A 14,018-nucleotide genomic window follows, 5' to 3' on the forward strand; every position below is an offset into this window, starting at 1 on the left:
GGGGAAGCAGCCATGACCACACCCGTCTACGAACCGCCCCGCGGGCGGAACTCCTACCTGGCCTACGTCGTCTCGTGCGCGATCGGCATCGTCTTCGTGGTGTGGCGGTACGTCGACCAGCTCGTCCGCTCGATCACCTCGGGCACGGTCGCGGTGCCGATCCGGATGCGCGAGACCAGTGCCGTCCCGCAGCCCCCCGGCGGTGCGGCGGTCACCTCCGACCAGCTCGTGCTCCGGGCACCGGTCGCCGACGTGCCGGGCGGCGCGATCGGGTACATCCGCGTCGGCGACGCCCTCGAGGTCCTGCTCGTCAGCGCCCTCATCGCCCTGGTCGCGGCGGTGGCCTGGAAGATCTCACGCGGCGGGCTCTTCGACCGCTCGACCACCCGGATCCTCGACTGGCTCGCCGGCGCGGTGCTGGTGGCCGGGTTCCTGCCGTCGTTCGTCCGCCGGATGGGGTGGAACTGGGTGGTGTCGGGCCTCGGCTGGGACGGGTACCTGCCGACCCCGGTGGTCGACCACCAGTTCCTGCCCGTGTACCTCGGCCTGCTCGTCGTCATCTGCTTCCGGTTCGCGCTCACCGCCTCGCAGCGGATGGTGCGGGACCAGGCCGGCCTGGTCTGATGCCCCCGGAACAGGAGGACGGCCACGCCGTCGTCTGCCACCTCGACGACCTGCTGGCCGAGCGTGGGATGACCCTGACCGAGCTCGCCGACCGTGTCGGTGTGACCGTCGTCAACCTCTCGGTGCTCAAGAACAACCGGGCACGCGCGATCCGGTTCTCGACCCTCACCCGGCTGTGCGAGGTGCTCGGCTGCCAACCGGGCGACGTGTTCTCGGTGCGCACGGACTGACGACGGAAGGCCCGCCCGACGTGAGCGGATCTGCTCACGTGGGGCGGGCCTCCCGGCCGGACCCGCCGGGGCTGCGGCGTCAGCCGCGCAGCGCCTCGGACAGCTTCACGCGACTGCCGGTGCGGAGCAGGGCGTTCTCGTAGACGCGGGCGCCGATGACCACGACCGCGACGACCGAAGCGGCGACGATGACGAGCGACAGGATCGGCTCCCACCACTCGGCTGTCCCCAGGAAGATCCGCATCGGCATGCCGATCGGGGCGCTGAACGGCACGTAGGACATGATGCCGAGGATCGTCGGGTTGTCGTACGCGACGATGATCAGGAAGTACGGGATCATCACGAGCATCATCACCGGGGTGGTGACGCTGCCGACGTCCTCCTGGCGTGACACCAGCACGGCCGCCGCGGCGAACAGCGACGCGAGGAGCACGAACCCGATCGCGAAGAAGCCGATGAACCACAGGATGCTCGGGCCGAGCATCGCGAACATGTTGTCCTGCCCGGTCACCGCCAACGTGACGATGGCGGCGACGGCCACCGCGACGATCTGGGCGAAGGCCATGATGCTGTTGCCGAGGACCTTGCCCGCGAGCAGCGCCCTGGCCGGGATCGCGGACATCAGGATCTCGACCACCCGTGTCGACTTCTCCTCGACGACGCTCTGCGCGATCGACTGGCCGAACGTGACCGCCGACGCGAAGTACACGACGCCGAACGCGATGGCGATCAGGTAGACCAGGCCACCGGGCAACGCGTCCGGGTCGAGCAGCTCGATCCGCGGGGCGACGCTCAACGCCGAGACGACCTCGGACGGTGCCTCGTCGAGTCCGACGACCTCGTAGCCGAGCGGGTCGTCCGACGGCACGATCGCCGCGTCGACGTCGCCCTCGGTCACGAGCCGTTCGGCGTCGTCGACCGATGCCGCCTTGGTGACGTCCAGTCCGCTGGTGGTCGGCAGTGAGACGCCGTCCACGACCGCGACCGGGGTGGTGTCGTCGGCGGTGGCCTTGCTCACGATCCCGCCGACGACGATCGACGCGACGACCATGCCGATCAGGATGAGTGCCGAGACCACGAAGGCCTTGCTGCGGATGCGTGCCTGGATCTCACGTGCGGAGACGAGCCGCACGGCCTGCACGAAGGAGTTGTTCATCGGACGACCTCCCGGAAGACCTCGCTGAGCCGCGGCACCCGCGGCGAGAACGACCCGACGGTGCCGTGCTGGACGGCGCGCTGCAGGACGCGCTGGGCGGTGGCGGCGTCGGCCTCGAAGACCGCGTACCCGCCGTCGAACTCCCGCACGGCCACACCCGGCTCGTCCCGGAGCCAGGCGACGTCCCCGTCGACCAGCAGCTCCCAGGCGGCCGGACCGGCCTGCTTGCGGAGTTCCTCCTGCGGACCGGCGGCGCGGATCGTGCCGCCGGCGATGACGACGACGTCGTCGCACAGCCGCTCGACCACGTCGAGCTGGTGGCTCGAGAACAGCACCGGGACGCCGCGGGCCGCGGTCTCGCGCAGGACGCCGAGCACCGTGTCGACGGCCATCGGGTCGAGGCCCGAGAACGGCTCGTCGAGCACGAGCACCTCGGGGTCGTGTGCCAGCGCCGCTGCGATCTGCACGCGCTGCTGGTTGCCGAGCGAGAGCTTCTCGACGGGGTCGCCGGCGTGAGCGGTGAGTTCGAGGCGCTCGAGCAGCTCGCCGGTGCGGGTCGTCGCGGCGCGCTTGTCGACGCCGTGCAGCCGGGCCAGGTAGGTGATCTGCTCGGCCACCGGCATCTTCGGGTACAGACCGCGTTCCTCGGGCATGTAGCCGAAGCGGCGGCGGTCGGCGGGACGGACCGCGGTGCCGTCGATCGAGACCGAGCCGGCGTCGGCCTGGAGCACGCCGAGCATGATGCGCATGGTGGTGGTCTTGCCGGCACCGTTGCCGCCGACGAAGCCGGTGAGGCGGCCGCTGCCGACCGTGAACCCCACGTCGTCGAGCACGCGGCGGTCGCCGAAGTGCTTGGTCACCCCTTCGATGGTGAGCATGTCGTTCCCCTTCGTCGCGACGCTGGTCGTCGCTGCGTCCGACGCTATTGGCCGGGAGGCACGCCCCGCCTCCGCCGCCAGGCGGGACTTCGGTGGGTGGTCGGCTCCACCACGTGGGGGAGGAGCGCGCGTCGGTCCGGTCCGGTCAGCCGGCGACGCCGTGCTCGAACGCCCAGACGACGGCCTGGATCCGGTCGCGCAGTGCGAGTTTCTGGAGCACGTTCGACACGTGGGTCTTCACGGTGGCGTCCCCGACGTAGAGCTCGGCGGCGATCTCCGCGTTGCTCAGGCCGCGGGCGAGCAGTCGCAGCACCTCGGTCTCCCGCTCGGTGAGCCCGGCCGCGGCGAGTGCGTCGTCGCCCGTCGTGGTCGTCGTGTCGGTCGTCGCAGTCGTCGCGGTGGTGGTCGCCGAGGGCTGGGCCGCAGCGGACGCCGTCGCCCGGCTGATCACCCGGCGCGTGACGTCCGGCGCGAGCAGGGCGTCCCCGGCGGCGACGGTCCGCACCGCGTCGATCAGCCGCTCGGGGGAGGCGTTCTTCAGCAGGAACCCGCTCGCCCCCGCCTCGAGCGCTTGGAACAGCGCGTCGTCGCTGTCGAACGTGGTGAGGATGAGCACCGCCGGTGGGTCCGGCAGTGCCGCGATCCGTCGTGCCGCCTCGAGCCCGTCGACGCCGGGCATCTGCACGTCGAGGCAGACCACGTCCGGACGGAGCTGCTGCACGGCCTCGACCGCCCCTGCGCCGTCCGCGGCCTCGCCGACGACCCGGAACCCGGGCTCGGACTCCAGGATCACGCGGAACCCGGCGCGGACGAGCTCCTGGTCGTCGACCAGCACGATGGTCAGGTCGGTCGTCGCGTTCACGTCGTCGGCAGCCATGCCCGCACCAGGTAACCTCCTCGGGCTCGTGGCCCGATCTCGATCCGTCCGTCCACGGCGGCGACGCGTTCCCGCATCCCGACGTGTCCGAGGCCGCTGCCGGAGGTGCTCCGGGCGGCACGGGCACCGAGCCCGTCGTCCGTGACCTCCACCTCGACGCCGTCGTCCAGGTACCGCAGCCGGACGTCGGCGCGGGCGGTCGGTCCGGCGTGCTTGAGGATGTTCGTCACCGCTTCCTGCACGATCCGGTACGCCACCGCGGCCACCGTCGGCGGTACCGGGCGCTCGTCGCCCACGACGACGTACTCGGCGGGGTGGCCCGCCACCCGGGCGGACTCGGCCAGTTCGGCGATCCGGGTGATGCCCTCGGTGCTCGGGCCGTCGCCATGCGGTGTCCCGAGGCCGTCCGCGTCGTCGTCGGAGCGCAGGGTGCCGACCATCCGTCGGAGTTCCTCCACCGCGGTGCGGGCGCTCTCCTCGACCACCCCGAGCGAAGCGGTTGCCTGAGCCGGGTCGCGGTCGATCACGCGCCGTGCAGCACCCGCTTGCACGCCCATCAGCGAGACGTGGTGAGCGACCACGTCGTGCAGTTCGCGGGCGATCCGGACCCGCTCGATCGTGACGGCCTGTGCCGCGGACCGCTCCCGCTCGGCGGCGAGTTCGGCGGTGCGTTCGGCGAGCTGGTGCCGTGCGACCGCGGAGGCCCAGGCACGGTTGCCGGCGTACCAGGCGGCGCCGAAGTAGATCACGTTGATGACGATGTTGAGCAGCGAGATCGCCACGTAGGGCGCCACGGGGGAGTCTGTGTCGTTCGGCAGCGCGTTCGGCGACGCCCACCCGAACGAGATCGCGACGAACAGCCACGCGAACATCCCGCCGATGACGACCCAGCGCACTGCTTCGGCCCGCACCCGGTCGGAGCACCACGCACCCACCGTGTACAGCGCGATGAAGAGCGTGAAGTTGACGAGGAAGACCTCGGGCACCTGGAGCAGCTGCGTCGCGGCGAACGCCACCGCCGACACCAGGGCCACCGACATCGGGAACCGGCGGCGGAACGCGATCGGGGCTGCGTTCGCGACGATCATCAGCGCGGAGACCCACCACGCGGCCTGGTCGTCACCGTACGTACCGGCCGACCCGTACAGGAACGTCGTGACGGCGAGCCCGCCGGCCAGCACGACTGCGAGCACCGTGTCCTGCCGGTACTCGTCCCGCCCCACCGGCAGTCGCGACCACTCCGCCGTCGTCCCCATGCAGGAAACGCTACTGGGTGCGCTCGACCTCCAGGGAGTCGAGGGAGTCGAGGGAGTCGAGGGCGTCGAGGACCGTCGCGACCTCGGTCCGACTCGTGTAGTCGACGTGCACGTCCGCGAACCGCACGACACCGTCTTCGTCGATGACGAAGACGGACGGGAACGGGATCGCCGCGGTGCCGTCCGCGTTGCTGTCAGCGACGTCGAAGCCGAGCTGCGCGTGTGCTGCTCGCGCTTCGGTGCTCGGCGCCGTCACGACGCCGAACCGGCCCGCGAGCGCGTTCTCCGGGTCGGACAGGACCGGGAACGCGAGCTCGCCGTTCGCGATCGCCTGTTCGGTGCCCTCCGGGGTCTGCGGTGAGACGGCGACGAGCTGCGCGCCCCGGTCCTGCAGCGCCGGGAGCAGCTCCTGCTGGTAGGTGCGGAGGGTCAGGTTGCAGTACGGGCACCAGGCGCCGCGGTAGAACACGAGCACGGTCGGTGCGCCGCCTCGGATCTGTCGCAGGCTGGTGGCGGAACCGGTCGCGTCGAGCAGTTCCGCATCTGGCGCGCTGTCGCCCTCCCCGAGCGCCGCGACGGGGACCCCGGCGGCACGGAGGTCTGCCTGTTCGCGATCGAAGACGGTGCTGAGCTCGGGACCGATCTGGGCGGTGAAGCCGACGTTGAACTCGTCGACGCGACGAGCGATGGTTTCCTGGGGCATCGGTTACTCCATGGTCGTGGTCGGCCGGGTCGCCGCCCGCACGGAGCGTAGGCACGGAGCACTCGGCACCGGTCGCCGGTGTGTCACGGATCGTCACAGAACTGCGGTGACCGGGAGCTGATTCGGACCACCGCGGGCACGGCGCTCGCCGCGGTCACGCCTGCCCCGACCACGAACGTCGCGACGAACCCGATCGCACCGACGAGCGCTCCGGCACCCGCCGCACCGACAGCCTGCCCGAGCACGAGTGCGACGAACAGCATCGACGTGCCCGCCGACGACCGCTCGGCATCGATCTCGGTCGTCCACGCGATCAGCGCCCCGGTCGCCGCCGTGTAGCCCCAGCCGAACACGACACACGCCAGCAGCGCCGCGACCGTCGACTGCGGCGCTGCCCCCAGCACCACGACGGCGACGGCGACCGACCCCGCCGTGACCGCCCAGAGCGTCCGGGCGCGCAATCCGTTCGTCCACCGGGCGGTCATGACGACGGCCGCTCCGCCGATCCCGAGCGCGATCCAGGCCGACACCGAGACGACGACCGACGCGCCGGCCTCCACCAGCGCCGAACGTCCGTAGGTCCAGACGACGGCGGAGCCTGCCCCGAACAGCAGCGCCAGCAGGAGGACCCCTCGGTGTGCCGTGAACCACGGAGCGCCGGGCAGTGGTGCCCGGGACGCGGCAGCCCCGCCGCAGGACACCACGAGCAGCAGTGCTCCGACGGCCAGGGCGAACACCCCGGACACCGCCCAGGCCGTCCGCCAGTCGGGCAGCAGCACGAGTGCGAGCACCCCGGCGCCCACGAGCCCGGGGCCGGTGCCGGCGTTCACGATCGCCTGCGCTCGACCGAGCAGCGCCGACGGCACCTGCTCGGCGACGATCCGGACGAGGGCGGGGGACGCGAGTCCGGCACCCGCCGACGCGACCACGGCGCTGATGCCGAACGCCAGCGAGCCGCCGGCCGCCGCCATGGCGATCGCACCGACCCCCGCCACCAGGGTCGAGACCGCGACGAGCGCCCGGGGCATCCGTGCGGCGAGCAGGAAGCCGGCGACCGCACCGACGCAGTACATCGCCGAGGCGCCCGACGAGACCCACCCGGCGGCGTCGGACCGGAGCCCCAGGTCGCGCTGCACGTCGGGCAGGAACAGCCCGTACGCCAGGCGCACCAGCCCGTAGGTGGCGGCGATCAGGCCGAGTCCGCTCACGAGGAGCAGTCGGTGTCGTAACGAAAACGATCGTTTCACTTTTCAGAGCCTAGGGTGCTCTCATGGTGATGCGCCCAGGGACCGAGCAACGGCTGCTCGACGCCGCCGAGGAGCTCTTCTTCTCACAGGGCATCGCCGCCACCCCGATCGACGCCGTCCTGGAACGGGCCGGGGTCTCGACGGCCACGCTGTACCGCGGCTACGCGAGCAAGGAGTCGCTCGTCGCCGCGGCCCTCACCCGTCGCCACGAGGACTGGATCGCCACCTGGGACCGTGCGGTCGCCGCCGAACGGGACGACCTGGGCCGACTCCTGGCGGTGTTCGACGCCCTCGACGACTACCGCTCGACGCCCACGGGCTCCCGCTGGTGCGCCTTCCTCGGCACCGCCGCCGAGTACGCCGACGCCCCCGCCGAGGTCCGACAGGTGCTGGACCTCGAGACCACCACGTTGCGCCAGCGGCTCCTGGCACAGGCGGTGCCGGTGGTCGGTCCGCGTGCCGACGCCCTCGCCGACCAGCTGCTCCTCATCGTCTCCGGTTCCCTTGCGATGCGGTTGCGCGATCCCGCGCTCGACACGACGACGGCACGGTCCGTCGCCGCGGCCCTCATCCGTGAACACACCCCAGACGGAGACACCCCAGACGGAGACACCGCAGACGGAACGGCGCCCACCCCATGACCCGATCGCGTGCTGCCACGATCACGCGGCGTTCCCTGCTGATCGGTGGCACGGGCGTCGTCGCCGCGGGAGCCGTGGCCGAGGCGATCAACCTGAGCCTGCTGCCCGGACGCTCCACCCTGTACCGGGTCCTCGGTCTGGACGGCACCGACGGCACGGTCCCCGACGTCGAGCCCGTCCCCACCACCTCCGGCACCTTCGTGTCGGCGGCGCGGAACGGCCGCACCGTCGGCTGGACCATCGCGGCCCCGGCGTCGGACGCCCCCTTGCCGGTTGCGGTCGCCCTGCACGGCTACGGCGACGACCACACCTCGTTCTTCGGGCGGAGCCTGGGCTACGACCGGTTCCTCGCGGCGCACGTCGCCGACGGCGGAGCTCCGTTCGCGATCGCCTCGATCGACGGCGGCAACCGCTACTGGCACCCACGAGCCGACGGGGACGATCCCGCCGCGATGGTCGTCGACGAGTTCCTGCCCCTGATCGCCCGCCGCGGATTCGACACGGACCGCCTCGCCCTGACCGGCTACTCGATGGGTGGCTTCGGAGCGCTCCGGCTCGGCGGGGTCCTCGGTGCCGAGCGCGTCCGAGCCGTCTCGGCCATCAGCCCGGCGCTCTGGAAGTCGGCCGCCGACACCGCCCGGGGCGCCTTCGACGATGCTGCCGACTTCCGCGCGAACACCGTCCTCGGCCGGCAGCGCGCGCTCGATGGCGTCGCCGTCCGCGTCGACTGCGGCAACGGTGACGGGTTCGCGCCGGCGGTGCACGCCTACGTCGACGGCTTCGACACGCCTCCGGCCGGGGGCTTCGCACCCGGCGCCCACACGCACGGCTACTGGCGCCGTCTGGCGCCCCAGCAGCTCGCCTTCCTCGGCCGCCACCTGGGTCGCTGACCCGGGCAACGCCCGAGACGCGCGTCGAGGCGGACGGGAGGCCCGTGGCAGCCCCGCACCGCGCCTCCAGGCCGTCGACCGGTCACCCCACGGCCCGCGTCGCGCGACCAGGAGCGCTCAGGCGCGTCCGCGGTTGCGGCGCCGGATCTCCTTCGGAGCCCGCCCGGCCATGAAGGACCGCGCAGGATCGACGAGGAAGCCCTGCCGGAGCGCCTCGCGACCGACGAGCATCCGGAACCCCATCTGGTCCCGGTTGCTCAAGGTGACCTCGGACTCGACGACCTGCCCGGCCAACGCGATCCGCGTGCGGACGACGATGCGCTCCTGGGTGTGTCCGGTCGAGCTGCGCACGATCCGCCGGTCGTGCACGTCGCACTCGATGGTGGAGGCGTCGGCATCGGTGTCCTGCCAGGGGTGCAGCGAGAACCGGACCCGCTCGCCGGGCAGTTCCTCGAGGTCGAAGGCGTGCAACGCGGAGCTCCGGGCGCCGGTGTCGAGCTTCACCTTGATCCACGGCACGCCGAGGTCCGGCAGTCCCGCCCACTCCCGCCACCCGGCGACGACGAGCCCGCTGTCGGAGGACTTCGGAGCTCGCGCCATGTGCCCATCCTGTCGCATGCTCCGTGGCCACGTCCGCATGCTTTGATGGGGCGTCGCCGTCGATCCGACCCAGCGGAGAACCCCTCGATGAAACTCGCCATCCTGTCGCGCGCGCCCCAGGCGTACTCGACCCAGCGCCTCCGCGCAGCGGCACTCGACCGCGGCCACGAGGTCAAGGTGCTCAACACCCTGCGCTTCGCGATCGACCTGTCCGGTGACGACCCGGACCTGCTCTACCGCGGCAAGCTGCTGAGCGACTACGACGCGGTGCTGCCGCGCATCGGCAATTCGATCACCTACTACGGCACCGCCGTGGTGCGCCAGTTCGAGCAGATGGACGTCTACACGCCGAACACGGCGAACGGCATCACGAACTCGCGCGACAAGCTGCGGGCCAACCAGATCCTGTCGCGGCACGACATCGGCATGCCGGCGACGACCTTCGTGGCCGGCCGCAACGACGTGCGCGGCGCGATCGAACGGGTCGGTGGCGCGCCCGTCGTCATCAAGCTCCTCGAGGGCACGCAGGGCATCGGCGTGATCCTGGCACCCGAGGCGAAGGTGGCCGAGTCGATCGTCGAGACCCTGCACTCCACCAAGCAGAACGTCCTGATCCAGCGGTTCATCGCCGAGAGCCGCGGTCGTGACATCCGGGCCCTCGTCGTCGGTGACCGGGTGGTGGCGGCGATGCGCCGGACCGCCTCGGGTGACGAGTTCCGCTCGAACGTGCACCGCGGCGGCACCGTCGAGAAGGTCACGCTCTCGCCCGAGTACGAGGCCGTGGCCGTGCGCTCGGCGCAGATCATGGGACTCAAGGTCGCCGGCGTCGACATGCTCGAGGGCAACGACGGGCCCCTCGTGATGGAGGTCAACTCGTCGCCAGGGCTCGAGGGCGTCGAGCGTGCCACCAGCCTCGACATCGCCGGTGCCGTCGTCGACTTCATCGCGAACCAGGTCGCGTTCCCCGAGATCGACGTCCGCCAGCGACTGTCCGTCTCGACGGGCTACGGCGTCGCCGAGCTCCTCGTGCACACGAACGCCGACCTGGTCGGCAAGACGATCAAGGAGTCCGGGCTCTGGGACCGGGACATCACGGTCCTCACGCTGCACCGCGGCTCGAACGTCATCCCGAACCCGCGCAGCGGCGTCGCCCTCGAACCGGGCGACCGGCTGCTCTGCTTCGGCAAGCTCGAGGAGATGCGGTCGATGATCCCCGAGCGCCGCAAGCGGCGAGCAAAGGTGCGGAAGCTGCCGAAGGACGTCTGATCCGGAGCCGTCCAGCGCATCCGGATCGCGCACACAGGCCAGATGCGGAAGTATGTGTCGGTGACGATCATGACGGAACGGCCGGTCGACCAGGCATCGAGCAGTGAACCGGAGCAGCCCGGCAACGCCACGGCGAAGCACCGGAACGTCTCACTGCTCTCCGTGGCGACCACCACGGCGGAGCGTGTGACGACCTCGGCCGACATCGAGGCCAAGCTCCGCGGGGTCCTCCGTCGGCTCCGTCTGCCGATGGGGCTGCTCGAGCGTGTCGCCGGGGTCATCGAGCGTCGCAACTGGGGCGAAGGGCAGACCTTCCAGGACGCCGCGATCGACGCCGGACGTCGCGCGATGGCCGAGGCCGGTGTCCGTCCCGACGAGATCGGGCTGCTCATCAACACCTCGGTGACGCGCCCGCACCTGGAGCCGAGCGTCGCCGTGCGGTTGCACCACGGGCTCGGCCTGCCGTCGTCGGCGATCAACTTCGACATCGCGAACGCCTGCCTCGGGTTCGTCAACGCCATGAGCGTCGCCGCGGGCATGATCGACTCCGGGCAGATCAAGTACGCGCTCGTCGTCGACGGCGAGGACGCCGACCAGGTGCAGCTCAACACCATCGACCGCCTGAACCAGGGCGGCCGGAACCGCAAGGACTTCATGAGCGAGTTCGCCAGCCTGACCCTCGGGTCCGGCGCTGCTGCGGCCGTGCTCGGCCCGGCGGACCTGCACCCCGAGGGCCACCGGATCGTCGGCGGCGTCACCCGCGCGGCGACCCAGTGGTACGACCTGTGCGTCGGCAGCGTCGACGGCATGTTCACGGACGCGAAGATGCTGCTCAAGGGCGGCATGGAGCTCGTCGTCGCCGCCTGGACCGAGGCCCGCGCCCACTTCGACTGGGCGAACATGGACCGCTACGTGCTGCACCAGGTCTCCGACGTGCACACCAACGCCTTCGTCGAGGCGATCGGCATCCCGCGCGACAAGGTCCCCACCACCTACCAGCGCTTCGGCAACGTCGGTCCCGCGTCGATCCCGATCACCCTGGCCGACGAGGTCGCTTCCGGCGGCATCCGTCGCGGTGACCGCGTGTTCCTGGGTGGCGTCGGTTCCGGCATCAACACGGCGATGATGGAACTCCACTGGTGAGGTCCCGGCTGCCCCGCGTCGCCGCGAGCACGGCTCCGGCGACGCAGCCGCCCTCCCTGCCCGGCCTCGACCCGGCGTGGTCGCGTCTGGTCACGGTCCCCGAGTGGTCCGGTGATCGCTCAGGAGGAACGGATCGCGCCGCGCGCACGTGGCACCTCCTCGACACGGCCGGCGCCCTGGCCGCGCTCGGTGTGGAACCGGTCGGCACGATCCTGTGCGTGCACGGCAACCCGACCTGGTCGTACCTGTGGCGGTCGGTGCTCCGCACCTCGCTCGAGGTCGCCCAGGCCGGCGGTCCGGCCTGGCGCGTGGTCGCCGTCGACCAGCTCGACATGGGGTTCTCGGAGCGCACCGGCGTCGAGCGCGGACTGGCGCAGCGTGTCGCAGACCTCGGGGCCTTGACCGACGAACTCGGGCTGACCGGACCGGTCGTCACCCTCGGCCACGACTGGGGTGGTGTGGTGTCGCTCGGGTGGGCGGTCGACCACCCGGACGTCCTGGCCGCCGCGATGACGTGCAACACCGCCGTGCACCAGCCCGACGACGCCCCGATCCCGGCACCGCTGCGGCTCGCCCTCGGCCCGGGGATGCTCGGCCGCGCGACGGTCGTGACCCCGGCGTTCCTCGAGACCACCCTGGCCATCGCGCACCCGAAGCTCGACCGTGCCACGGCCGACGGCTACCGGGCGCCCTACCGCGGTGCCGCCCGACGCGGGGGCATCGGCGGCTTCGTCGCGGACATCCCCGTCGACGCCCGGCACCGGAGCGCCCCAGAACTCGACCGCATCGCCGCCGGTGTCGCCGCGCTCGACGTGCCGGTGCTCCTGCTCTGGGGTCCGCGCGACCCGGTGTTCCTCGAGCGCTACCTCGATGACCTGACCGAACGCGTGCCGCACGCCGACGTCCATAGGTTCGAGGGCGCCGGGCACCTGCTGCCCGAGGACGCCGACGTGGCGGGCGCGGTGTTCGACTGGCTCGGTGACCGCCTGCCGGACGGTGGCCGTCCTGCCCAGGCCCCCACGGGCCTCCATTCCGCCGTGGACCCGGGACCGCCCGCACAGGCGACCCCGCCGCTCTGGGCGCGGCTCGACGAACTGCGCGAGCGCGACGAACCCGCGCTGGTCGAGATGGCCGCCGCCGGCGGCCCCCGCACGATCACGTGGCGGCTGCTCGCCCGACGGGTCGACGAGATCGCCGCAGGACTCGACGACCTGGGCGTCCGGAGCGGCGACCGTGTCTCGCTCCTGGTGACCCCCGGCGCCGACCTGACCGCCGCCCTGTACGCCTGCGTGCGGATCGGGGCGGTCGTCGTCGTCGCGGACGCCGGACTCGGACTCGGCGGCCTGACCCGGGCTGTCCGCGGAGCCCGACCGGACTGGATCATCGGCGCGCTGCCCGGGCTCGGTGCCGCGCGTGCGCTCGGCTGGCCGGGGCGACGCATCGCGACGGTCTCGTTGCCCGCGCCGGCCCGGAAGGCACTGCGGGTGGAGCACACGCTCGTCGACGTCGCCCGCCGCGGCGCCCGCCGTCTCGCCCACGGCACCGCGCTGCCGGCGGCCCCGTCGTCTGACGCGCCCGCTGCCGTGCTCTTCACCTCGGGATCGACCGGCCCGGCGAAGGGCGTCGTGTACACGCACGGGCAGCTCAGTGCCGTCCGGGACGCCCTGGCCACCCAGTACGACGTCGGTGTCGGCACCGGGCTCGTCGCCGGTTTCGCACCGTTCGCGCTGCTCGGCCCGGCCCTCGGCGCCCGGTCGGTCGCGCCCGACATGGACGTCACCGCGCCGCGCACCCTGACGGCGAAGGCGGTCGCGGCCTCGGTCGCCGCGGCTGACGCCACCGTGGTGTTCCTGTCGCCGGCGGCCCTTGCGAACGTCGTCGCGACCGCTTCGGAACTCACCGACGCCGACCGCCGGGCACTGCGGGGCGTGCGGCTGTTCCTGTCGGCCGGGGCTCCCGTCTCGGCTGCGCTGCTGACCGCGGCGACCGAGCTGATGCCGAACGCCAGCGCGCACACCCCCTACGGCATGACCGAGGGGCTGCTCATGACGGACGTCGACCTCGACGGGGTCCGAGCCGCCGGGCGGTCCGACGACGAGGGGATCTGCGTGGGGGTGCCGGCAGCGAACGTCCGCGTCCGCATCGCGCCGCTCGACGATTCCGGGCGCTCGACCGGAGCCCTGACGGACGAGCCCGGGGTCACCGGCGAGATCGTCGTCGCGGCACCACACGTGCGCGACCACTACGACCGGCTCTGGCGCACCGACCGGGTCTCGCGCCTCGGCGTCGACGACCCGCGCGGGCACCGCACCGGGGACGTCGGGCACCTGGACGCCGCGGGACGGATCTGGGTCGAGGGCCGGCTGCAGCACGTGCTCACCACCCCGGACGGGGTCGTCACGCCGGTGGGGCCGGAGCAGCGGATCGAGGGCGTCGACGGTGTCGGACGCGCCGGCGTCGCAGGCATCGGTCCGGTCGGCACGCAGCAGGTGGTGGCCGTCGTCGAG

Annotated in this window: 14 protein-coding genes; 7 read left to right on the plus strand and 7 right to left on the minus strand. The window is 72.2% G+C overall.

Annotated elements, in window-relative coordinates; all coding sequences use genetic code 11:
• Positions 1 to 12: 12 nt before the first annotated feature.
• Positions 13 to 624 (plus strand): hypothetical protein, encoded by a 612-nt coding sequence (locus H7A73_RS05240; RefSeq protein ID WP_182064979.1) that lies wholly within the window; start codon positions 13 to 15, stop codon positions 622 to 624.
• The gene (locus H7A73_RS05245) at positions 624 to 854 is read left to right on the plus strand and encodes a helix-turn-helix domain-containing protein (protein ID WP_071245067.1); all 231 of its coding nucleotides are present in this window, start codon (positions 624 to 626) and stop codon (positions 852 to 854) included. The genes H7A73_RS05240 and H7A73_RS05245 overlap by 1 nt, the downstream gene beginning before the upstream one ends.
• A 79-nt stretch (positions 855 to 933) precedes the next feature.
• Here H7A73_RS05245 and H7A73_RS05250 read toward each other — a convergent pair whose 3' ends face one another.
• The 6 genes from H7A73_RS05250 to H7A73_RS05275 all read right to left on the minus strand — a co-directional run bounded on the left by H7A73_RS05250 (position 934) and on the right by H7A73_RS05275 (position 6,971).
• A complete protein-coding gene (locus H7A73_RS05250) occupies positions 934 to 2,010 on the minus strand; it encodes an ABC transporter permease (protein ID WP_182064980.1) in 1,077 nt (358 codons plus the stop codon).
• Positions 2,007 to 2,888, minus strand: a complete 882-nt coding sequence (locus H7A73_RS05255) for an ABC transporter ATP-binding protein (protein WP_027465984.1) — start codon at positions 2,886 to 2,888, stop codon at positions 2,007 to 2,009. The genes H7A73_RS05250 and H7A73_RS05255 overlap by 4 nt, the downstream gene beginning before the upstream one ends.
• 145 nt (positions 2,889 to 3,033) lie before the next feature.
• On the minus strand, positions 3,034 to 3,765 hold the full coding sequence (locus H7A73_RS05260) for a response regulator (RefSeq protein ID WP_182064981.1): 732 nt from the start codon (positions 3,763 to 3,765) through the stop codon (positions 3,034 to 3,036).
• Positions 3,747 to 5,021 (minus strand): sensor histidine kinase, encoded by a 1,275-nt coding sequence (locus H7A73_RS05265; protein WP_182064982.1) that lies wholly within the window; start codon positions 5,019 to 5,021, stop codon positions 3,747 to 3,749. The genes H7A73_RS05260 and H7A73_RS05265 overlap by 19 nt, the downstream gene beginning before the upstream one ends.
• Before the next feature lie 10 nt (positions 5,022 to 5,031).
• Complete coding sequence (locus H7A73_RS05270) at positions 5,032 to 5,724, minus strand: peroxiredoxin-like family protein (RefSeq protein WP_182064983.1); 693 nt, start codon at positions 5,722 to 5,724, stop codon at positions 5,032 to 5,034.
• A gap of 83 nt (positions 5,725 to 5,807) precedes the next feature.
• Positions 5,808 to 6,971 carry an MFS transporter gene (locus H7A73_RS05275; protein WP_220456591.1) on the minus strand — a complete coding sequence of 388 codons (1,164 nt, stop codon included), beginning with the start codon at positions 6,969 to 6,971 and terminating at the stop codon, positions 5,808 to 5,810.
• Positions 6,972 to 6,994: 23 nt separating this feature from the next.
• Here H7A73_RS05275 and H7A73_RS05280 point away from each other — a divergent pair, with 23 nt between their 5' ends.
• Both H7A73_RS05280 and H7A73_RS05285 read left to right on the plus strand, forming a co-directional pair.
• Positions 6,995 to 7,612 carry a TetR/AcrR family transcriptional regulator gene (locus H7A73_RS05280; protein ID WP_182064985.1) on the plus strand — a complete coding sequence of 206 codons (618 nt, stop codon included), beginning with the start codon at positions 6,995 to 6,997 and terminating at the stop codon, positions 7,610 to 7,612.
• Positions 7,609 to 8,502 (plus strand): alpha/beta hydrolase, encoded by an 894-nt coding sequence (locus H7A73_RS05285; RefSeq protein ID WP_182064986.1) that lies wholly within the window; start codon positions 7,609 to 7,611, stop codon positions 8,500 to 8,502. Before H7A73_RS05280 ends, H7A73_RS05285 begins: the two co-directional genes overlap by 4 nt.
• 117 nt (positions 8,503 to 8,619) lie before the next feature.
• Here H7A73_RS05285 and H7A73_RS05290 read toward each other — a convergent pair whose 3' ends face one another.
• On the minus strand, positions 8,620 to 9,102 hold the full coding sequence (locus H7A73_RS05290; protein ID WP_027465989.1) for an ATP-dependent zinc protease: 483 nt from the start codon (positions 9,100 to 9,102) through the stop codon (positions 8,620 to 8,622).
• 87 nt (positions 9,103 to 9,189) lie between these two features.
• On the opposite strand from H7A73_RS05290, the gene H7A73_RS05295 reads away from it, so the two are divergent.
• The 3 genes from H7A73_RS05295 to H7A73_RS05305 all read left to right on the plus strand — a co-directional run.
• A complete protein-coding gene (locus H7A73_RS05295) occupies positions 9,190 to 10,368 on the plus strand; it encodes a RimK family alpha-L-glutamate ligase (RefSeq protein ID WP_182064987.1) in 1,179 nt (392 codons plus the stop codon).
• A 69-nt stretch (positions 10,369 to 10,437) separates the two neighbouring features.
• Positions 10,438 to 11,511: a 3-oxoacyl-ACP synthase III gene (locus H7A73_RS05300; protein ID WP_182064995.1), complete on the plus strand. Its 1,074-nt coding sequence runs from the start codon at positions 10,438 to 10,440 to the stop codon at positions 11,509 to 11,511.
• On the plus strand, positions 11,508 to 14,018 hold a 2,511-nt coding region (locus H7A73_RS05305; RefSeq protein ID WP_259362720.1), incomplete at its 3' end, for an alpha/beta fold hydrolase. The genes H7A73_RS05300 and H7A73_RS05305, both read left to right, overlap by 4 nt.

The sequence above is a fragment of the Curtobacterium sp. ME12 genome (assembly GCF_903970855.1).
In the GTDB taxonomy this organism is placed as follows: Bacteria; Actinomycetota; Actinomycetes; order Actinomycetales; family Microbacteriaceae; genus Curtobacterium; species Curtobacterium poinsettiae_A.

What these genes read in the sequence shown, in the direction of transcription:
- H7A73_RS05285 (WP_182064986.1), top strand. Translation starts at nt 7,609, where the DNA reads ATGACCCGATCGCGTGCTGCCACGATCACGCGGCGTTCCCTGCTGATC.
- H7A73_RS05245 (WP_071245067.1), top strand. Translation starts at nt 624, where the DNA reads ATGCCCCCGGAACAGGAGGACGGCCACGCCGTCGTCTGCCACCTCGAC.
- H7A73_RS05295 (WP_182064987.1), top strand. Translation starts at nt 9,190, where the DNA reads ATGAAACTCGCCATCCTGTCGCGCGCGCCCCAGGCGTACTCGACCCAG.
- H7A73_RS05280 (WP_182064985.1), top strand. Translation starts at nt 6,995, where the DNA reads ATGGTGATGCGCCCAGGGACCGAGCAACGGCTGCTCGACGCCGCCGAG.
- H7A73_RS05255 (WP_027465984.1), bottom strand. Translation starts at nt 2,888, where the DNA reads ATGCTCACCATCGAAGGGGTGACCAAGCACTTCGGCGACCGCCGCGTG.
- H7A73_RS05265 (WP_182064982.1), bottom strand. Translation starts at nt 5,021, where the DNA reads ATGGGGACGACGGCGGAGTGGTCGCGACTGCCGGTGGGGCGGGACGAG.
- H7A73_RS05240 (WP_182064979.1), top strand. Translation starts at nt 13, where the DNA reads ATGACCACACCCGTCTACGAACCGCCCCGCGGGCGGAACTCCTACCTG.
- H7A73_RS05260 (WP_182064981.1), bottom strand. Translation starts at nt 3,765, where the DNA reads ATGGCTGCCGACGACGTGAACGCGACGACCGACCTGACCATCGTGCTG.
- H7A73_RS05250 (WP_182064980.1), bottom strand. Translation starts at nt 2,010, where the DNA reads ATGAACAACTCCTTCGTGCAGGCCGTGCGGCTCGTCTCCGCACGTGAG.
- H7A73_RS05290 (WP_027465989.1), bottom strand. Translation starts at nt 9,102, where the DNA reads ATGGCGCGAGCTCCGAAGTCCTCCGACAGCGGGCTCGTCGTCGCCGGG.
- H7A73_RS05270 (WP_182064983.1), bottom strand. Translation starts at nt 5,724, where the DNA reads ATGCCCCAGGAAACCATCGCTCGTCGCGTCGACGAGTTCAACGTCGGC.
- H7A73_RS05300 (WP_182064995.1), top strand. Translation starts at nt 10,438, where the DNA reads ATGACGGAACGGCCGGTCGACCAGGCATCGAGCAGTGAACCGGAGCAG.